Origin of the sequence: Sphingomonas japonica (assembly GCF_006346325.1) — a bacterium.
Lineage (GTDB): Bacteria > Pseudomonadota > Alphaproteobacteria > Sphingomonadales > Sphingomonadaceae > Sphingomonas > Sphingomonas japonica.
In genome coordinates, this window is the sequence record NZ_VDYR01000001.1 from 505,853 (window position 1) to 524,377 (window position 18,525).

General features: G+C 67.4%; 17 protein-coding genes. 5 read left to right on the top strand and 12 right to left on the bottom strand.

What is annotated here, in order from left to right; genetic code table 11:
* Positions 1-9: 9 nt before the first annotated feature.
* The 5 genes from pufM (at position 10) to FHY50_RS02545 (ending at position 4,856) form a co-directional block, all read left to right on the top strand.
* Positions 10-984 carry a photosynthetic reaction center subunit M gene (pufM, locus tag FHY50_RS02525; protein ID WP_140046814.1) on the top strand — a complete coding sequence of 325 codons (975 nt, stop codon included), beginning with the start codon at positions 10-12 and terminating at the stop codon, positions 982-984.
* Positions 981-2,138 (top strand): photosynthetic reaction center cytochrome PufC, encoded by a 1,158-nt coding sequence (gene pufC / locus FHY50_RS02530; RefSeq protein WP_140046815.1) that lies wholly within the window; start codon positions 981-983, stop codon positions 2,136-2,138. Before pufM ends, pufC begins: the two co-directional genes overlap by 4 nt.
* A 49-nt stretch (positions 2,139-2,187) precedes the next feature.
* Positions 2,188-3,450 (top strand): DUF3422 family protein, encoded by a 1,263-nt coding sequence (locus tag FHY50_RS02535; RefSeq protein WP_140046816.1) that lies wholly within the window; start codon positions 2,188-2,190, stop codon positions 3,448-3,450.
* A 293-nt stretch (positions 3,451-3,743) separates the two neighbouring features.
* Positions 3,744-4,121: a cupredoxin domain-containing protein gene (locus FHY50_RS02540; protein WP_140046817.1), complete on the top strand. Its 378-nt coding sequence runs from the start codon at positions 3,744-3,746 to the stop codon at positions 4,119-4,121.
* An 87-nt stretch (positions 4,122-4,208) separates the two neighbouring features.
* Positions 4,209-4,856 carry a TMEM175 family protein gene (locus FHY50_RS02545; RefSeq protein ID WP_140046818.1) on the top strand — a complete coding sequence of 216 codons (648 nt, stop codon included), beginning with the start codon at positions 4,209-4,211 and terminating at the stop codon, positions 4,854-4,856.
* Positions 4,857-5,023: 167 nt separating this feature from the next.
* Here FHY50_RS02545 and hemA read toward each other — a convergent pair whose 3' ends face one another.
* The 12 genes from hemA to bchB are packed head-to-tail and all read right to left on the bottom strand — an operon-like array spanning position 5,024 to position 18,525.
* On the bottom strand, positions 5,024-6,244 hold the full coding sequence (gene hemA / locus FHY50_RS02550) for a 5-aminolevulinate synthase (RefSeq protein WP_140046819.1): 1,221 nt from the start codon (positions 6,242-6,244) through the stop codon (positions 5,024-5,026).
* Positions 6,245-6,258: 14 nt separating this feature from the next.
* The gene (gene puhE, locus FHY50_RS02555; protein ID WP_140046820.1) at positions 6,259-7,038 is read right to left on the bottom strand and encodes a putative photosynthetic complex assembly protein PuhE; all 780 of its coding nucleotides are present in this window, start codon (positions 7,036-7,038) and stop codon (positions 6,259-6,261) included.
* Positions 7,035-8,138 carry a magnesium-protoporphyrin IX monomethyl ester (oxidative) cyclase gene (acsF, locus tag FHY50_RS02560; RefSeq protein WP_140046821.1) on the bottom strand — a complete coding sequence of 368 codons (1,104 nt, stop codon included), beginning with the start codon at positions 8,136-8,138 and terminating at the stop codon, positions 7,035-7,037. The genes puhE and acsF overlap by 4 nt, the downstream gene beginning before the upstream one ends.
* Positions 8,135-8,425, bottom strand: a complete 291-nt coding sequence (locus FHY50_RS02565; RefSeq protein ID WP_140046822.1) for a hypothetical protein — start codon at positions 8,423-8,425, stop codon at positions 8,135-8,137. Before FHY50_RS02565 ends, acsF begins: the two co-directional genes overlap by 4 nt.
* Positions 8,422-8,889, bottom strand: a complete 468-nt coding sequence (puhC, locus tag FHY50_RS02570) for a photosynthetic complex assembly protein PuhC (RefSeq protein ID WP_140046823.1) — start codon at positions 8,887-8,889, stop codon at positions 8,422-8,424. Before puhC ends, FHY50_RS02565 begins: the two co-directional genes overlap by 4 nt.
* Entirely contained in the window at positions 8,886-9,518 is a 633-nt protein-coding gene (gene puhB / locus FHY50_RS02575; RefSeq protein ID WP_244935284.1) for a photosynthetic complex putative assembly protein PuhB, read from the bottom strand. Before puhB ends, puhC begins: the two co-directional genes overlap by 4 nt.
* Positions 9,515-10,291 (bottom strand): photosynthetic reaction center subunit H, encoded by a 777-nt coding sequence (gene puhA / locus FHY50_RS02580; protein WP_140046824.1) that lies wholly within the window; start codon positions 10,289-10,291, stop codon positions 9,515-9,517. Before puhA ends, puhB begins: the two co-directional genes overlap by 4 nt.
* A gap of 13 nt (positions 10,292-10,304) precedes the next feature.
* The gene (locus tag FHY50_RS02585; protein ID WP_140046825.1) at positions 10,305-11,732 is read right to left on the bottom strand and encodes a BCD family MFS transporter; all 1,428 of its coding nucleotides are present in this window, start codon (positions 11,730-11,732) and stop codon (positions 10,305-10,307) included.
* The gene (gene bchM / locus FHY50_RS02590) at positions 11,729-12,415 is read right to left on the bottom strand and encodes a magnesium protoporphyrin IX methyltransferase (protein ID WP_140046826.1); all 687 of its coding nucleotides are present in this window, start codon (positions 12,413-12,415) and stop codon (positions 11,729-11,731) included. The genes FHY50_RS02585 and bchM overlap by 4 nt, the downstream gene beginning before the upstream one ends.
* Positions 12,412-13,296 (bottom strand): ferredoxin:protochlorophyllide reductase (ATP-dependent) iron-sulfur ATP-binding protein, encoded by an 885-nt coding sequence (gene bchL / locus FHY50_RS02595; RefSeq protein WP_140046827.1) that lies wholly within the window; start codon positions 13,294-13,296, stop codon positions 12,412-12,414. Before bchL ends, bchM begins: the two co-directional genes overlap by 4 nt.
* A gap of 11 nt (positions 13,297-13,307) precedes the next feature.
* Entirely contained in the window at positions 13,308-16,979 is a 3,672-nt protein-coding gene (locus FHY50_RS02600; protein WP_140046828.1) for a magnesium chelatase subunit H, read from the bottom strand.
* On the bottom strand, positions 16,969-18,525 hold the full coding sequence (bchB, locus tag FHY50_RS02605; protein WP_140046829.1) for a ferredoxin:protochlorophyllide reductase (ATP-dependent) subunit B: 1,557 nt from the start codon (positions 18,523-18,525) through the stop codon (positions 16,969-16,971). Before bchB ends, FHY50_RS02600 begins: the two co-directional genes overlap by 11 nt.

The window sequence follows — 18,525 nt, forward strand, 5'->3', positions numbered from 1 at the left end:
GGAAACGTCATGGCACGCTATCAGAATCTCTTCACTCAGGTGCAGATCCGGTCGCTTCCCGAACTCGGCCCGCCGCTGCACGGCGCGACCTTCGGGCGGACGGGGCGCGGCGGGTTTTCGTACTGGCTCGGCAAGTTCGGCGGTGCGCAGCTGGGGCCGATCTATCTCGGCCGGCTCGGCATCGCCTCGCTGGTCTGCGGCTTCCTCGCCTTCGAGATCGTCGGGCTGAACATGTTCGCCAGCGTCGGCTGGGACCCGGTCCAGTTCGTGCGGCAGCTGCCCTGGCTGGCTCTCGAGCCGCCGGGGCCGGAATGGGGCTTCACGCTGTTCGTGCCGCTTGCCGAAGGCGGGTGGTGGCAGTTTGCGGGCTTCTTCATGTCGGCCAGCGTGCTGCTGTGGTGGCTGCGCACCTATCGCCGCGCCAAGGCGCTGGGCATGGGCACGCATGTGTCGTGGGCGTTCCTGTCGGCGATCTGGCTGATGCTGGTGCTCGGCTTCATCCGGCCGCTGCTGATGGGCAGCTGGGCGGAGGCGGTGCCGTTCGGCATCTTCCCGCACCTCGATTGGACCGCGGCGTTCTCGATCCGCTACGGCAATCTCTTCTACAATCCGTTCCACGCGCTTTCGATCGCGTTCCTCTACGGATCGACGCTGTTGTTCGCGATGCACGGCGCGACGATCCTGGCGGTCGGGCGCTATGGCGGCGAGCGCGAGATCGAGCAGATCACCGACCGCGGAACGGCTTCCGAGCGCGCGGCGCTGTTCTGGCGCTGGACGATGGGGTTCAACGCGACGATGGAATCGATCCATCGCTGGGCCTGGTGGTTCGCGGTGCTGACCACGCTGACCGGCGGCATCGGCATCCTGCTGACCGGTACCGTCGTCGACAACTGGTATCTGTGGGCGATCGAGCATGGCTATGCGCCTGCCTATCCCGGCACCGGCGTCGTCGATCCATCGACCCTAGTGGGAGCATCGCAATGATCGCGCGGGCACGTTCCTCCATGCTGCTGATCGGCGGCGTCACCGGCGCGGCGCTTGCGCTGGCGGGATGCGAGCTGGGGCCGAAGCAATCGACGCAGACCGGATATCGCGGCACCGGCATGGCGCAGGTGATCGACGTGAGCACGGTCGGCGAGCAGGCGGCGATCCCGGACGATCCCTATCCGTTGCCGCCCGACACCGGACCGCGCGCGCGCGAGGTCTATCAGAACGTCCAGGTGCTGGGCGACGTGTCGGCGGAGCGCTTCAACCACCTGATGGCGCAGATCACCCAGTGGATCGCGCCGCCCGAGGCGGGGTGCAATTACTGCCACAATCCGGCGAACATGGCGTCGGACGAAGTCTATACCAAGCTGGTCGCCCGCCAGATGCTGCGCATGACGCAATCGATCAATTCGAAATGGTCGACGCACGTCCAGCAGACCGGCGTGACCTGCTATACCTGCCACCGCGGCAATGCGGTTCCGCAATATACCTGGGCGGTGCAGCAGGGCACGCCCGATCCGCGCTCGATCCTCAACAACAAGCGTGGGCAGAACACGCCCAATGCCAATGTCGGCTATGCCTCGCTGCCATACGATCCGTTCGTCGCCTATCTGCAGGGCGGGCTGAGCTCGCGCGTGGCCGGCAAGACGTCGCACCCGATGGGCACCGGGAAATCCACCAAGGAGACTGAGGCCAGCTATGGCTTCATGATGCATCTGTCGCAATCGCTGGGGGTCAATTGCACCTTCTGCCACAACACCCAGTCGCTGGGCGCGTGGAACCTCAGCCGGCCGCAGCGCGCGACCGCCTATTACGGCATCCGCATGGTCAACGACATCAACGACGCGCACATCAATCCGCTCGCGCCGGTATTCCCGGCCAATCGCAAGGGGCCGCAGGGCGATCCGTACAAGGTCAACTGCATGACCTGTCATCAGGGGCTGAATAAGCCACTGGGCGGACAGAGCATGCTGGCGCGATCGCCGACGCTGCGCGGCCCGATCGGAGTCGCGGCGGCGGAGGATGTCGGCGGCGTCGCCGGACGCGTTGCGACCGAACGCGCGTTCGACGATCCGCAGGCGGTCAACACCGGCCCGGCGGCGGCACCCGCCGACCGGCCGAGCGCACCGGTGGAGGAACCCGCCCGGTAAGTCTTGCCCCAAGGCCCCGGCACGTACGCCGGGGCGGACCGGAGGTGCGATGCACGATCTGAGCGCGCGCAGCCATCCGCTGCGCGCCAGCCTGTCGGCCGAGATGCATGTGCGGCGCCTGCCGCGCTTTGCCAGCCCGTGCCGGTTGCTGCAGGTGGTGACGCTGCTCGGCGACCAGGCCGCGCGCGAGAGCCGCGCCTATGTCGAGGACATCGCCACCGCGCATGGGCATCGCATCGCGCCCGCGTCGCGCTATGCGGTGCTGCCGGTCGGCGGCTTCACCCTGGTGTGGGAGGGGCATACCGAATTCGCCAGCTTCACGCTGATCCGGCAGGGAAGCTTCGGCGATCCGTTCGATACGGCGGTGTTCGACGGCGAGGCGGCGTCGATCCTGATCGGACTGCCGGGCGAGGTGATCCGCGCGACCCAGATCGCAGTGATCCGCCATGCCGGCGGAATGCCCGATCGGGCCGCGCTGGGCGAATGGTTCGATCCGTCGGCGCTGACGGTATGCAACGTCGCGCAGGGCAAGGCGCGGATCGCGTCGGATTTCATGCTGCACGGCGACGGCTTCGGGCGGCTGCTGGTCGAGGACATCGCGCTGGAAGGCGACGAGACCGCGCAGGTGGTGGTGCGGATGCAGGAGCTGGGCAATTACCGCAACATGGCGCTGCTCGGCCTGCCGCTGGCGCAGCAGCTGACCCCCGAGGTCACCGCGATCGAGCAGCGGCTGTCGGCGCTGACGCACCAGGTGTCCGAGCGCAGCACCAGCGACGACGCGCTGCTCGACGAGCTGACGTCGGTATCGGCCGAGCTGGCGCGGCTGGTCGCGGCGACGCGGTATCGGATGAGCGCGACGCGCGCCTATGCGCAGCTGAGCATGGAACGGCTCGCCAGCCTGGCGGTCGGCGCGGTGCGCGGTTTCCAGACGCTGGCCGATTTCACAGAACGCCGGCTGGCACCTGCGGTGCGAACCTGTGAGAGCTTTTCGGCGCGGTTGGAGGATCTGTCGCAGCGCACGGCGTGGACCAGTTCGCTGCTGCGCACCCGGATCGATATCGCGCTCGCCAAGCAGAACCGCGACCTGCTCGAATCGATGGACCGCCGCGTGCGGCTCCAGCTGCGGCTGCAACAGGCGGTCGAGGGGCTGTCGGTGGTGGCGATCAGCTATTATCTCGTCTCGCTGATCGGCTATCTGGCGTATCCGGCTGGGGCGGAGGCCAAGCCGTATATCGTGGCCGCGGCGGTGCCGGTGGTGATGCTCGCGGTATGGGTCCTCGCCCGGCCGCTGCGCCGGGGACTGGAGGAGTAAGTGCGTGCCGCGTCGGTTGCGAGCCGAAGCGGAACGTCGGGCTGTTTCCCAAGCGCACTGCACAATACGATCTATAAATTCCGGATCGAGCCCGTTGCGGCATCGATGACTCGGCGCGCGGTTCGAAGTGGCCGTCGTGGAATGGGTGGCAAATGGGACAGTCCTTGATGCTATTCAGGGGCACCATTGCAACACGTTCGCCAAGGTGGGCTCGTTCGATTGAGGACGCTCGACAGTCCAAGCGTAGCGGGATACGCTCACTGAGCGAGGGCCAAGGGCCCAGGAGAGCGACAATGCGCATTTTCATCCTAGCAACGCTTCTTCTCGCTGCCGGCACCGCAAGGGCCCAAGATGGCGAGCGTATCGAGATCGAGATGTCGAACTTCAAGTACTCGCCAGCCACCATCACCTTGGCCCATGACAAGCCGTACGTCCTGCATTTCGTGAACCATTCTGGCGGGGGTCACGACTTCGTCGCCGAAAACTTCTTCACCGCCGCGAATGTCGCGCCTGCGGATCGTGTATATGTCAAGACGGGTGGAATAAGGCTCAACGGTGGCGAAGGGCTCGACATTCACATCGTCGCGCCAGCGCCGGGCCGCTACAAAGCGCATTGTTCGCATTTCATGCACTCCACCTTCGGGATGACGGGAACGATCGTCGTCAATTGAACGCAGCTTTCGCCGCGAAAACGCAGGGGGCATATACAGCATGAGGAGCGTCGACACGGGCAGGGTGGGTTTGGCTGGGTCAACGCAATGAAGCGTAAGGCGGCCGATGAAGATCGCGACAAACAAGGCCTTGAGCGGACCACATTCTTTTCGGATGCGGTGTTTGCGATCGCGATGACCCTTCTGATAGTCGAGGTGAAGCTGCCGCACATTCCCCATGCCACCGGGGAAGAGTTGGGTCAGGCGCTGCTCAACCTGATACCAAATTATATCGGGTTTCTGGTAAGCTTTTCGGTACTCGGAAGATTCTGGATCGTGCATCACGAAGTGATGGGCGTTCTAAAAGGTACCAATCGGCGGTTGATCGCAGTCAATTTGCTTCTGCTGCTTGCTGTGGCCTTTATGCCGTTCCCGACTGCGGTGATCAGCGAACACGTGCAATTAAGAGTTGCTGTCGGTTTCTACACCGGCTGGCTGGTAGTGCTCGGAGTTCTGAACCGACAGCTAATCCGCAGCATCATAGCTTCTCCCGAGCTACTCGACGAGGATGTTGCCGTGGACGACATGCTGCCGATCTTGCGGCGGAGCTGGACCTCGATCGCTATCGGCGTCAGCGCCTTCGCTGGCGGCATGGTCAGCTGGATCGCAGCTTTGGCGGTGCTCACGGTGGGTAGCCCGCTAATCAGCATTGCAATCGGTCGCTACGCGTCCTTGAGGTCCGCTTCAGCTAAGTAAAATTGTCTTTGCGTGCCAGTCGGCGTGGGGGGGGCGAACCTCGCACCAACGGCAAGGTCGCGACGCCGCGCGGGATGGGCGCGGCCGGTCGTCCAAGTACCCAAGGTCAACGATCGGCGCGCCTACTGCTGTGTCCCGACAATGCGTTCCCGGTCCTCTCGCCGGCTTCAGGCCGCCATCTCGCGCCGCGCCAGCTCGCACATCGACCAGATTTCGCTCAGGCCCCGCACCAGCTTGTCGATGTCGTCGTCAGTGTGGACCGGCGAGGGGGTGAGGCGCAGGCGTTCGGTGCCTACGGGCACGGTGGGATAATTGATCGGCTGCACATAGATGCCGTGATGCTCCATCAGCCAGTCGCTGATGCGTTTGCACTTGTGCGCATCGCCGACCATCACCGGGATGATGTGGCTGGGATTGTCGATCGTCGGGATGCCGATCGCGTCGAGGCGGCGTCGGACATAGGCGACGCGTTCCTGATGGCGATCGCGCTCGACCTGGCTGGCCTTGAGGTGGCGGATGCTCGCCGCCGCGCCCGCTGCCAGCGCGGGCGGGAGTGCCGTCGTGAAGATGAAGCCGCTGGCGAAGCTGCGCACAAAATCGCACATCGCGGCGGACCCGGCGATATAGCCGCCCATCACGCCGAACGCCTTGCCCAGCGTGCCTTCGATCACGGTGATGCGGTCCATCAATCCGCGAGCCTCGGCAACGCCGCCGCCGCGCGGTCCGTAGAGGCCGACGCCGTGGACCTCGTCGATATAGCTCATCGCGCCGTGCTTTTCGCAGACGTCGAGGATTTCCTCGATCGGGGCGATGTCGCCGTCCATCGAATAGACGCTTTCGAACGCGACCAGCTTGGGCCGCGCCGGATCGAGCGCCGAGAGGCGGCGGTCGAGATCCTCGGGATCGTTGTGCGCGAAGCGATGGCATTCGGCGCGGCTGTGGCGGATGCCCTCGATCATCGACGCGTGGTTCAAGGCGTCGGACAGCACGATACAGCCGGGGATGCGCGCCGCCAGCGTGCTGAGCGCCGCCCAGTTCGAGACATATCCGCTGGTGAACAGCAACGCCGATTCCTTGCCGTGGAGGTCGGCAAGCTCGCGCTCCAGCTCGACATGCGCGTGGGTGGTGCCGGAGATGTTGCGGGTGCCGCCCGCGCCCGCGCCGCAGCGGTCGAGCGTCTCGTGCATCGCCTTCAGCACGGCGGGATGCTGGCCCATGCCGAGATAGTCGTTCGAGCACCATACCGTGACCTTGTCGACGCCGACATGGTTGAAGCATTCGGCATGCGGGAAATTGCCCGCCTTGCGCTCCAGTTCGGCGAACACGCGGTAGCGCCCGTCGTCGCGCAGCATGTCCAGTTCGACCTGGAAGAATGCTTCGTAGTCCATGTTCGTCCTCCCCCTTATTCCGTCGTCGCGGCGGGCAGTACCGCCGGCTTGCGCTCGGCCGAAGCCCAGCGCCACAATGTCCCGTCCTTTAATGGCAGCATCAAAAACAGATGCTCGACCAGTCCCAGCACCGCCAGCCCCGCGAGCAGCGTCGCGGTGACTGCGCCGCCGCCGCTTCCCGCCTCGGCCGCGCGCCACGCGAGCGTCGCGAGCAGCATGCAGCCGAGCAGCGACACCGGATAGAGCCAGCTGATCCGCCGCGTCCCGAAATAGGTCTTGAGATAGGCGAGATGCGCCGGGAAAATCTCGTCCGACAGGTTCGCCACGCCGAGGAACAGGTTGAGCTTTGCGCTCAGCCGCAGTGCGAACAGCAGCGCGAAGGTCAGCGGCGCGGCCTGGTTGGGCTGTCCCCAGCACAGCGCGAACAGCGCGAGCACCGTCGCCGCCAGCGCGACTTCATGATGGATGACGGTGGCGGTTGCGGCGCTGAACCGTGCCCAGCCATGCAGGCCGGGCGGGCAGGGAGTGCGGCGCGGGCCGGCGACGAAGCCCATCAGGAACCCCATTTCGTGCCAGCCCCAGATCACGATCGCCGCCGCGAAGCCGAGATAGGCGCCGCCGGGCGAGGTATCGCCGGCGATCCACCACAGCGCCACCATTGCCGCCAGCGCCGCGATTCCGCTCCACGCGAAACTGCGCGCGAAGGTCGCGCGCGGGCGGCTGTCGAGCCACACCACCGCAGCGGTGCCGACGAACCACATCAGCAGCGCGAACAGGAGCGGCGGCGCGCTCACCAGGCGGGGACCATCCGTACGCTCGCCGGGGCCTCGTTGCGCTCGGCGCGGTGGAAATAGAGCCGGATGAACGCGAGCCCGGCGCCCGCCATCCCGGTCAGGCGCTTGAACGCGCCGCCGATCCCGCCCTGGCGCTTGCCGTCGTCGATGCGGGCGGCGGCGTTGCGGATCGCTTCCAGCCCCGCGCGGAAACCCGGCGCGTCGGTGTCGAGCACCACCGGGAACACTTGCCGCGTGATCGCCGAACAGACGCGATAGACCTGAAGGTCATAGTCGGTCGGGTCGATGCCGAGCCCCTTGTGAAACGCCGGGCGGTTGTGATCGCGCACGTACATCGTCGCATATACCGCAACGAGGAAGAAACGGATCCACAGCCGGTTGTGCCCGGCGAGCAATTTGGGGTCGGCGCGCATCAGCAGCGCGAACGCCTCGCCGTGGCTGAACTCGTCGTTGCACCATTCCTCGAACCAGTTGAAGATCGGGTGGAAGCGGTGGTCGGGGTGGGCGGCGAGGTGCCGGAAGATGGTGATGTACCGCGCATAGCCGATCTTTTCGGACAGGTATGTCGCGTAGAAGATGAATTTCGGCCGGAAATAGGTGTATTTCTTGGCGCGCGTGAGGAAGCCCAGGTCGATGCCAATGCCGGCGTCCTTGAGCGTGTCGTTGATGAACCCGGCATGGCGGCTCTCGTCGCGGCTCATCAGCTTGAACAATTGTTTGACGTCCGGATTGCTGGTGCGCTTGGCGATCTCCGCATAGAGGATGCAGCCCGAGAATTCGGCGGTCAGCGAGCTCACCAGAAAGTCGATGAACTCCTCGCGCAGCCCGTCGGGCAGTCCTTCGATCACGCCTTCGAAGGCGCGGGTCCGCTTGAAATGCGCCTTGCGCGGATCGGCGGCCATCTCGGCGATCAGCGTATCCCATTCCGCCCGGACGCTCGACACGTCGATCGCGTCAAGCGCGTCGAAATCGGTCGTGTAGAAGCGCGGGGACAGCGCGGTGTCTTCCCGGGCGATCGCCATCGTGTCGGGGTTCCCCCGCGCAACAGTGTTCTGCGGGGACCCCGTGTCGGCGGCGATGGTGGGCGTCACGGCGTTCATGGCATGCTCCGCGATGAAAAGCTGACTTCGTAGAGTTCGGTCATCTCGAAATGACCGGCGAACTTGGTCCACAGCCGCTCGACCGCGCCGGCGCGCTCGACCGTGGCGGTGCGGTGGAAGCTGCGGCGCTGCCCGAAATCGACATGGATCGGCGCGCCGTGGACGCGCACGCTGTCGCCGGGCCGAAGCGCGACGCCGTTCGCCAGCTCGACATGCGCGCACAGGAACTCGTCGCTATGCTCCACCTCGATCCGGCAGGGAGTGTCGAAACGCGTGCGACCGATCATGCGGCGGGCTCCAGCAGCTTGGCGAAGGTTGCGCGATTGTCGAGGCCGAAGCCGTTGAGCTCGATGATCCGCCCGGTCGCGGTATCCGTCAACGACAAACCGCCATTGGCCCATAAGGTCAGCGTGAAGGGCGGTGTGCTGCCGATACCGCGCATGCGGCGATCGCGCGCCATCCCGCGCATCACGCCGCGCACGAAGCCGCTCTGCTCGCCGGGATGGATGATCGTGCTCGCCCCGCCGACGCGATCGATCCGCACGCCGCCATCGTCCATGTCGGCAAAGCGCAGCGTCTGGCTCTCGACCGCCGCAACATGCGCCGATGCGCGTTCGAGAACCGGCGAGGCCGCCGGGGGCAGGTCGGCGATACGGAAGGTCGCGGTGGCGAGCAATGCGAAGCCGACCAGTCCGCCGACCAGCAGCAGCGCGCCGCGCGGCACGGTGTTTTCGTGGCTATGCGCGGTCATGCCGCCGCCGCCTCGGCATAGGCCGGGGCATGGCTGCGCGAAGCCTCGGGAGCGTGCAGCTGGCCGTCGGGATGTGCGGTCAGGCAAAGCCGGGCAAGCATCGCACCGACCCGCTCGGCATCAACGATGCTGCGCAGCATCGGCTGCGGCCGTGCCAGCATCCATGGGCGAGCGTGCGGCCACAAGGCGACGAAGCCGAGCGACTGCGCGCCCCTGATCCGCACCGCTATGTCGCCGCTGCCGTCGGGCCGCGCGGCGAAATCGACCGCCTCGATCAGCGGCAGCGGCAGGTTGATGCACTTGGGCAGCGCCATGCCGATGCGCAGCACCAGCCTTTTGTCGGTCAGCGTATAGACCGCGCCGCGCGCCGTGCCCCATGCCAGCGCCGAAAGCAGCGCGACGGCGGCGATGCCCGACACGGCCGTCATGGCGATGCCGAACAGGCTGCCGCCCGATCCGATCGCTGCCACCACCGTCAGCACCGCGAAATAGCCGCCGACCAGCCGGGTGTGGAATGCGGTGCGGGCAAGGGCGCGCCATTGCGGCTTTCCCTGCCACAGGATGCGCTCGCCTGGCGGCAGCGCGGCGGGAAGGCCAGGGATCGGCTCGATCTCATATTCGGTGATCACAGGAACGGCTCCTGACGATTGGCATTGGCGTAGAGATAGCCGCCGCCGAAATAGGCCTGGATGCGCTCTTCCTCGTACAGGGTGAGCGTGCCGTCGGCGCCGGCGGTGGGGGCGCGCTCGAACTGCTCGGCGTTGATCGCGTCGATCACCACCCGGCCCTTGCGGCGCTCGATCGAGGCCATGAACATCGGCGCCAGCACGACGCGGCCCGGCGCCCCGCCGATCTCCACCGACAGATAGCGAATCAGCCGGTCGGCCTTGTCGATCCACACTTCGCTGACGGTGCCGGCGACCTGGCCGTCGGCGGCGGTCACTGGCATGCCGCGCGGATCGGGGTCGCCCTTGACGATCCAGAATTCCGAAGCGCCGCCGAGCGGAACGATGCGCGGATGCCCTTCCATGTCGAGATCGGGACGCTTGGCGCGATCGGCCCAGGCGGCGGGACCGACCCCGTCGACCAGCGGATCGCCGGTCGGGGCATAGGGCGCACCGGCGAAGCGGTCGGTGCGGCGCGCGGCGATGTCGACCGGCTCGCGCCCCTTGGTCGGCGCCGAGACGATGCCGTGGCCGAACGGGAGGCGGAAGAATTTGGTCTCGGCCTGGAGCAGCACGCCGCCCGGCGTGTCGAGCCGACCCGACATCTCGTCCTCGAGCGGATAGCCCTCGCGGCGGTCCTCGCGACGCAGATAGAAGAGCAGCCCGATGAAGAACAGGAAGAAGGCGTTGAGCGTGAGCAGCGCAACGTCGATTCCGGGAGTGATGATGACGTTCATGTGCCTTCCCCTTCTAGATCGGAAACTGGCCGAGGCCGAAGCGACGCGGTGCCGGGCCGGGGGCGTCGCCGCGTCCGCGCACCAACGGCCCGAGCGCGATCAGCGTGCCCAGCAGCAACAGGATTTCCAGACAATAGACGACGCCGTAGCCGGTCGCCGGATCGGCGAGCGCCCGGCCGAAATCGGCCGCGACCGCCGCTGCCGAAACCAGGTCGCGCGAGATGCCGCCGATGGCGATGGCTAGCCCCGCACAGCTCGCCTGCACCGATCCCCATGCGCCGAGCGCCAGCCCCGAGCGCCCGGCCTCGGCCAGCCCCATCGCCTCGACCATCGTGCCGACCGAGAACAGTCCGCCGCCCAGCCCGATCATCGCCGCGCCGATCGCCAGCAGCGGCACCGCTTGGAGTGGCGCGGCGAACAGCACGCACAGGAACGCGGCGATCCCGGCGACGCCGCCATAGCCTGCGAGCCGCAACGGATCGGCGCCGCGCGCCATCGCCCGTGCGGCCAGCGCGAAGCCGGTGAGCATGCCCGCAGCCCACAGCGCGGTGAGCGACGTGGTCGCGCCGACCGACAGCCCGAGGATCGCGCCGCCATAGGGTTCGAGCAGCACGTCCTGCATGCTGAATGCCGCCGCGCCCAGGCCGACCGCAACCAGCAGCCGCCGCGTGCGCGGACGCGCGACGAATTCGGCCCAGAGCTGCGCGAACGGGGGGCGGGGGGTATCGGCGGAGGTCGCGGCGCGATTGCGTGCTTCCTGTTTCCACAGCGCGACGATGTTGAGCAGCATCGTCATCATTGCGACGCCCGAGATCACCTGCACCAACCTGGTCGGCGTGAAATCGCTCAGCAACCGCCCGATCACCACCGCGCTGATCAGCATGCCGATCAGCAGCATCACGTAAAGCAGCGCGACCACGCGCGGGCGCGTCTCCTCGGGTGCGAGATCGGTGGCGAGGGCGAGCCCGGCGGTCTGCGTCATGTGCATGCCCGCGCCGACCATCAGAAAGGCGAGCGCACTGCCGAAATGCCCGGCCCAGGCGGCGCCCGGGCCGACACCGCCGCCCGACATCACCAGCATTCCGAACGGCAGGATCGCGAAGCCGCCGAACTGGAGCAGCGATCCGAACCAGATATATGGCACCCGCTTCCATCCCAGTACTGAGCGGTGATGGTCCGAGCGGTGCCCGATCAGTGCGCGGAAGGGCGCGAACAGCAGCGGGATCGCGACCATGCCGGCTACGACCGATGCCGCCATGCCGAGTTCGACGATCATCACCCGGTTGAGTGTGCCGGTCAGCAGCACCGCGGCCATGCCCACCGATACCTGGAACAGCGACAGCCGCAGCAGGCGGCCCAGCGGAAGCTCCGCGCTCGCCGCGTCGGCGAACGGCAGGAAGCGGGTGCCGATCCGGGTCCACAGGGCGGCAGCGCTGCTCATGCCGTGACGATCTCCATCGCCTGACTGGTGTAGAAGCCGCTGGCGATGCGCTGCGTGCGACCGACGCGCGCATGCGGCATCGCGTTCGACGCGAGCGTGCGCAGCAGCCGCTCGGTGGCCGGGATGATCGCGGGCGCGCGATCACTGCGGGGGAACAGCTTGCCGACATTGTGCATGGCGGTCAGCATCGGCGTGGCGGGGGCGAAGGTGTAGACGATCGACCCGGAGGTGCGATCGGCCAGGCTGCGCAGCACGTCGACGATGTCGAAGGCGGGATAGTGGATCAGCGAGTCCATCGCGACGACATGGTCGAACCGGCCCAGCGACGGATCGAGCATGTCGCCGACCTTCCAGTCGATCGACAGCCCCGGCGGCGAGCGATCGCGCGCGACGTGGACCAGGCTGCCGGCGATGTCGATCGCCACCACCTGCGCGCCGCGCTGCGCCGCTTCGACCGCCAGCGCGCCGGTGCCGCAGCCCGCGTCGAGCAGCCTCAGGCCGGAAAGATCGGCAGGCAGCCACGACAGGATCGTCGCGCGCATCCGATCGCGTCCGGCGCGGACGGTGGCGCGGATGCGGCTGACCGGCGCATCGGAGGTAAGCTGCTCCCAGGTCTTCGACGCGGTGCGGTCGAAATAGGTTTCGAGCTTGCTGCGGTACGAGGCGTAGGTCGCAGTCATCACTCGAACCCCAGAAATTCGAAGATGTCGCGATCCTTCATCGCCTTGGCATCGAGCGCGTCGGTTCCGGCCCACATATGCGCGGCGAGGCGCTTATATTCGTTGCACGCGGCCTCGACCTCGGGGGTCTGTTCCATCTCGAACAGCGTGCATTTCTTGAGCCGCGAACGCCGGATCGCGTCCAGGTCGGGAAAATGCGCGAGGCGCTTGAGGCCCGTCGCTTCGTTGAAGCGATCGATCTCGTCGGTCGCCGCCGAGCGATTGGCGATGACGCCGGCCATGCGCACGTCGTAATTCTTGGACTTGGCCTGGATCGCCGCGACGATGCGGTTCATCGCGAAGATGCTGTCGAAATCGTTGGCGGCGACCACCACCGCGCGCTCGGCATGCTGGAGCGGCGCCGCGAAGCCGCCGCACACCACGTCGCCGAGCACGTCGAACAGTACGACGTCGGTATCCTCGAGCAGGTGATGCTGCTTGAGCAGCTTGACCGTCTGACCGACGACATAGCCGCCGCAGCCGGTGCCCGCTGGTGGCCCGCCCGCCTCGACGCACATCACGCCGTTGAAGCCTTCGAACATGTAATCCTCGGGACGCAGTTCCTCATGATGGAACTCGACCGTTTCGAGGACGTCGATCACTGTCGGCATCAGCTTCTTGGTCAGCGTGAAGGTGCTGTCATGCTTGGGATCGCAGCCGATCTGGAGCACGCGCTTGCCGAGCAGCGAGAAGGCGGCGGAGAGGTTCGACGAGGTCGTCGACTTGCCGATGCCGCCCTTGCCATAGACCGCGAAGACCTTGGCGGTGCCGATGCGGTCGCGCGGGTCGAGCTGGACCTGGACGCTGCCGTCGCCGTCTGGACGGATGGGATCGTGAAGGGCCATTCTGTTGTTCCTTATGCCGCGACCGCGACGACGCCTTCGAGGCGGTCCTCGATGTCGTCGCTGGCGGCGTGGAGGGCGGCGAGGGTAGCGGCGTCGGGATGCCAGTATTGGCGCTCCGAAGCCTCGATCAGGCGATTGGCGACGCGGGCGGCGGCGCGCGGGTTCATCGCGGCGATCCGCGCGCGCATCGCATCGTCGAGGACATAGGTTTCGCTGATCCGCTGATAGACCCAGGGATCGACTTCGCCGGTCGTCGCCGACCAGCCCATCGTCGTGGTGACGTGCGCCTCGACCTGGCGCACGCCTTCATAGCCGTGGCGCAGCAGGCCTTCGGTCCATACCGGATTGAGCAGCCGCGTCCGCGTTTCGAGCGCGACCTGTTCCTGCAGACTGCGCACCTTGCCCGACCCCTGCGTCTGGTCGCCGATATATACCGGTGCCGCGACGCCCCTCGCGCGAGTGACGGCGCGGCTGATCCCGCCGAGCGTATCGACATACTGGTCGATGGCGGTGATGCCGAGTTCGACCGATTCGAGGTTCTGATAGGCGCAATCGACCGTCTTCAGCGCCGAAGCGAGCAGTCCCGCCTGGCGCACCGGCGCGCCGCGCACGCCATAGGCGAAGCCCTTTTGCCGCTCGAAGCAGTCGGCGAGCTCGTCGGGATCGCTCCAGCCGCCATTGTCGATCATCAGGTTGACGTTGGCGCCGTACGCCCCTTCGGCGTTCGAGAATATGCGCAGCGCCGCGGTGTCGAGGTCGCAGTCCTGCTCGGCCTGCCAGGCGAGCGCGTGCTTGCGCACGAAATTGAGCGCGTCGGGTTCGTCGGCCTGCGCCGCGAGCAGCGCCGCCTCCGCCATCATCCGCGTCTGCAGCGGCAGCAGGTCGCGGAACACGCCCGACAGGGTGACGATCACGTCGATGCGCGGGCGGCCGAGTTCGGCGAGCGGGATGAGTTCGGCCCCGGCGAGGCGGTTATAGCTGTCGAAGCGCGGCCGCGCGCCAATCAGCGCCAGCACCTGCGCGATCTGTGCGCCCTCGCTCTTGAGATTATCGGTGCCCCACAGCACCATCGCGACGGTTTCGGGCAGGTGCCCGGCATCGGCCACGCTGCGATCGAGCAGCCGCTGCGCCTGCTGCGCCCCGTCGCGCACTGCGTATGCGCTGGGCAGGCGGAACGGGTCGAAGCCGTGGATATTGCGCCCGGTCGGCAGGATCTCGGGCGAGCGCAGCAGGTCGCCGCCCGATACCGGACGGATGTAGCGGCCCGCCAGCGCGGCGACGATGCCGTCGAGTTCGCCATTGCTCGCCAGCGCCGCGTCGAGCGCGGCCATGTCGGCGAGCAGCGGCGTATCGGCCGCGATACGGTGATCGACCAGCGCCTCGATGGTGTCGCGCGGTAGCGTCTCGCCGCGGCTTTCGGCGGACGCGAGCAGCATGTCGATCCGCTCGGCACGCGTCGCTGCCTGACCCGCGACGTGCAGTCCCTGCGGGATCAGCTCGCGCTCGATCTCGTAGAGGCGCGCCGAAAGCGCGGCGATGTCCGATCCGTCGAGGTCGAGCGCGGATGCCTGATCGGCGATCATTTCCGCCAGCGGCTGGGCATGGTCGTCGCCTGGGGGCAGCGCGCGCCAGCGCTCGACCGACGCCTTGAGATTGGCGAACCCCTTGTACACGCCCGACCTGGTCAGCGCGGGGGTGAGGTAGCTGATCAGGGTGGCGCCCGAGCGGCGCTTGGCCAGCACGCCTTCGGACGGGTTGTTGGCGGCGTAGAGATAGAGGTTGGGCAGATCGCCGATCAGCCGGTCGGGCCAGCACCGGGCGCTCAGGCCGGCCTGCTTGCCGGGCATGAATTCGAGGCTGCCGTGCGTTCCGAAATGCAGCACGGCGTGCGCGCCGAAATCCTCGCGCAGCCAGCGGTAGAAGGCAGCAAAGGCGTGCGTCGGGGCGAAGCGCCCTTCGAACAGCAGCCGCATCGGATCGCCTTCATAGCCGAGCGCGGGCTGGATGCCGACGAACACCTTGCCGAACTGCGCGCCCAGGATCTGCACCGCACCGCCGTCAGACTGGATGCGGCCGGGGGCGGGGCCCCATTCGGCCTCGATCTCGCGCAGATGCGGCTCGCGCGCGACGATAGTGTCGGCGGTGACGCGGGCATGGACGTTGGCTTCGCTGCCGTAGCGCGCGGCGTTGCCGCCGAGGATGCGCTCGCGCACGGCGTCGGCATCGGCCGGCACCTCGACGTCATAGCCTTCGCTCGCCAGCCGCACGAGCGTGGCGTGGAGCGATTCGAACACCGCTAGGAACTGCGCAGTGCCCGCCGCGCCGGCATTGGGCGGGAAGTTGAACAGCACGATCGCGACCCGGCGCTCCGCTTCCTCCGCGCGGCGCAGATCGACCAGCTTGAGGATGCGGCCGGCCAGTGCCTCGGCACGTTCGGGGCAGCTTTCCATCGCCCGGACCGCACCGGCGGCGGGAAAGGAACAGCGGCGTTCGCAGCCGGTGCACGGCGTCTCCGCCCCGTCGGAGCGCCCGCCGAACACCATCGGCACGGTGCCGCCGTCGAGTTCGGGGATCGCGACCATCATCGTCGCCTCGAGCGGCAACAGCCCCTGGCGGTTCGCGCCCCACGCCTGCAACGTCTGGAACTCGAGCGGATGCGCGGCGAGATAGGGCCGGTCGAGTCGCGCCAGCATCTCCTCCGCCAGCGCGGTGTCGTTATAGGCGGGGCCGCCGACCAGGCTGAACCCGGTGAGGTTGACGACTGCATCGACCACCGGCCTGCCGTCGCGCAGGAACAGCGCCTCGATCGCCGGGCGCCCGTCGAGGCCGCCGGCAAAGGCGGGGATCACGTCGAGCCCCCTGGCCTCGAGCGCGGCGATCACGCCGTCATAATGCCCGGCATCCTTGGCCAGCACGTAGGAGCGCAGCATCAGCAGCCCGACCGTTCCGCGCGCATCGCGGCGGCGCGGCAGTTCGGTGGCGGTATGCGCAATGCGATCGGGGAGCGCCGGGTGATAGACGCCGACATCGGGATAGTCGCGCGGCGGCTGCGCCTTCATCGCACCGCGCAGCCCGCGCCGCTCGCCGTCGGCATAGCGGTCGATCAGCGCGCGGATCATGTCGACGACATTGTCGTCGCTGCCCGCCAGCCAATATTGCAGCGTCAGGAAATAGGCGCGCACGTCCTGCGCGGTGCCCGGCACGAAGCGCAGCAATTTGGGCAGGCGGCGCAGCATCGCCATCTGCCTGGCGCCCGAACTGTTGCCGGGCTTGGGCGAGCCGCGCAGCTTCTTGAGCAAGGCGAGTGGGCCGCTGGCGGGCTTGTCCATGCGATACTCGCCCATCCGGGTGAGCTTGACGACGTCGCTTGCCGACATCAGCCCGACGATTGCGTCGCACGCCTCACGACGCGCCTCGAGGTCGGGCAGGATCGCGCGGATGTGGTCCTCGAGGAACAGCATCGTCACCAGGATGATGTCGCCGCGGGCGATGTCGGCGCGTGCCGCGGCGAGCATTTCGGGCTGGTCTTCCCAATCGGCGGCGGCGTGGAAGGCGAGCGTGACGCCGAGCCCTGCGCGATCGAACTGTTGCTGTGCCCGCTGGAACGCGCCCGACAGATGATTGTCGAGGGTGACGATCACCACCCGCACCGGCGGGGTCGGGGGAGGGCCGTCAGCGCGCATAATGCGCCTTGGCATCGTACAGCGTGTCGAGGGTGATCGTCGCCAGACCCTGCTCGGCGGCGAACGCCTCGGTATTGCGGCGCGCCTTGCCACGCACGAAGAACGGGATCTTGCGCAGTTCGGCCTCGGCCTGAGGGGTCCACAGCTCCGTATCGGCCGGAGTTTCGCCGGATGGTGCCTGAGATGGATCGGCGGGCTCCGGAGCTACATGGACTGCGTGAAGATGGCTCGCGCCGCTGGCATCCGAGAACTCGAAGTCATCGCGGAACATGGTGAGGAGGTGCTCCTCCAGCCCCATCACCAGCGGGTGGACCCAGGTGTCGAACAGGACGTTGGCGCCCTCGAACCCCATTTGCGGCGAGTAGCGCGCAGGGAAATCCTGGACATGGACCGGCGACGAGATCACCGCACACGGGATGCCGAGCCGCTTGGCGATGTGGCGCTCCATCTGCGTGCCCAGCACCAGTTCGGGTTGCAGCTCGGCGATCGCAGCCTCGACTTCGAGATAGTCGTCGGTGATCAGCGCTTCGACGCCGCATTCCTTGGCAGCGTCGCGCAGGTCGCGGGCGAACTCGCGATTGTAGCAGCCCAGGCCGACGACCTTGAAGCCCAGTTCGTCGCGCGCCACGCGCGCGGCGGCGATGGCGTGGGTAGCGTCGCCGAAGATGAATACGCGCTTGGCAGTGAGATAGGTCGAATCGACCGATCGGCTCCACCACGGCAGGCGCCCAGAGCTCTCGACGCTATCAAGGACGGCGCTGGCATCGACGCCGGCAATCGCGGCGACCTCGGCGATGAAATCGCGGGTCGCGCCATGCCCGATCGGGACAGTGCGCACCGTCTTCTGGCCGAAGCTCTTCTCCAGCCAGCGCGCGGCGGTGTCGGCGGTTTCGGGGTAGAGCGAGACGTTGAAATCGGCCGCGCCGAGATTGGCGATGTCGGCCGGGCTGGCGCCGAGCGGAGCGACGCAGTGCACGTCGATGCCCATCGCACCCAGCAGCCGGGTGATCTCGACGACGTCGTCGCGGTGGCGAAAGCCCAATGCGGTCGGACCGAGCAGATTGGCGCGCGGACGGCGGCCTTCGCGCGGGGCGGGGCGGACATCGCGGTCGGCGAGGGTGCGGACGATCTGGTAGAAGGTCTCGGCCGCGCCCCAGCTTTCCTTGCGGCTGTAGCTGGGCAGTTCGAGCGGGATCACCGGGATCGGCAGCTTCATCGCCGCCATCAGCCCCGACGGATCGTCCTGGATCAGCTCGGCAGTGCAGGACGCGCCGACGATCATCGCGTGCGGCCGGTAACGCTCGAACGCATCGCGCGCGGCGGTCTGGAACAGCTCGGCCGTGTCCTTGCCCAGATCGCGCGCCTGGAAGGTGGTGTAGGTGACCGGGGGACGTTTCCCGCGCCGCTCGATCATCGTGAACAGCAGGTCGGCATAGGTGTCGCCCTGCGGCGCGTGCAGGACGTAGTGGACACCCTCCATCGCGGTCGCGACGCGCATCGCGCCGACATGCGGGGGGCCTTCATAGGTCCAGACGGTCAGCTGCAT

Bases quoted from the DNA above. Each gene is read 5' to 3' on its own strand.
- pufM (WP_140046814.1), top strand. From the start codon at position 10: ATGGCACGCTATCAGAATCTCTTCACTCAGGTGCAGATCCGGTCGCTT.
- pufC (WP_140046815.1), top strand. From the start codon at position 981: ATGATCGCGCGGGCACGTTCCTCCATGCTGCTGATCGGCGGCGTCACC.
- FHY50_RS02535 (WP_140046816.1), top strand. From the start codon at position 2,188: ATGCACGATCTGAGCGCGCGCAGCCATCCGCTGCGCGCCAGCCTGTCG.
- FHY50_RS02540 (WP_140046817.1), top strand. From the start codon at position 3,744: ATGCGCATTTTCATCCTAGCAACGCTTCTTCTCGCTGCCGGCACCGCA.
- FHY50_RS02545 (WP_140046818.1), top strand. From the start codon at position 4,209: ATGAAGCGTAAGGCGGCCGATGAAGATCGCGACAAACAAGGCCTTGAG.
- hemA (WP_140046819.1), bottom strand. From the start codon at position 6,244: ATGGACTACGAAGCATTCTTCCAGGTCGAACTGGACATGCTGCGCGAC.
- acsF (WP_140046821.1), bottom strand. From the start codon at position 8,138: ATGAACGCCGTGACGCCCACCATCGCCGCCGACACGGGGTCCCCGCAG.
- FHY50_RS02565 (WP_140046822.1), bottom strand. From the start codon at position 8,425: ATGATCGGTCGCACGCGTTTCGACACTCCCTGCCGGATCGAGGTGGAG.
- puhC (WP_140046823.1), bottom strand. From the start codon at position 8,889: ATGACCGCGCATAGCCACGAAAACACCGTGCCGCGCGGCGCGCTGCTG.
- puhA (WP_140046824.1), bottom strand. From the start codon at position 10,291: ATGAACGTCATCATCACTCCCGGAATCGACGTTGCGCTGCTCACGCTC.
- FHY50_RS02585 (WP_140046825.1), bottom strand. From the start codon at position 11,732: ATGAGCAGCGCTGCCGCCCTGTGGACCCGGATCGGCACCCGCTTCCTG.
- bchL (WP_140046827.1), bottom strand. From the start codon at position 13,296: ATGGCCCTTCACGATCCCATCCGTCCAGACGGCGACGGCAGCGTCCAG.
- FHY50_RS02600 (WP_140046828.1), bottom strand. From the start codon at position 16,979: ATGCGCGCTGACGGCCCTCCCCCGACCCCGCCGGTGCGGGTGGTGATC.
- bchB (WP_140046829.1), bottom strand. From the start codon at position 18,525: ATGCAGCTGACCGTCTGGACCTATGAAGGCCCCCCGCATGTCGGCGCG.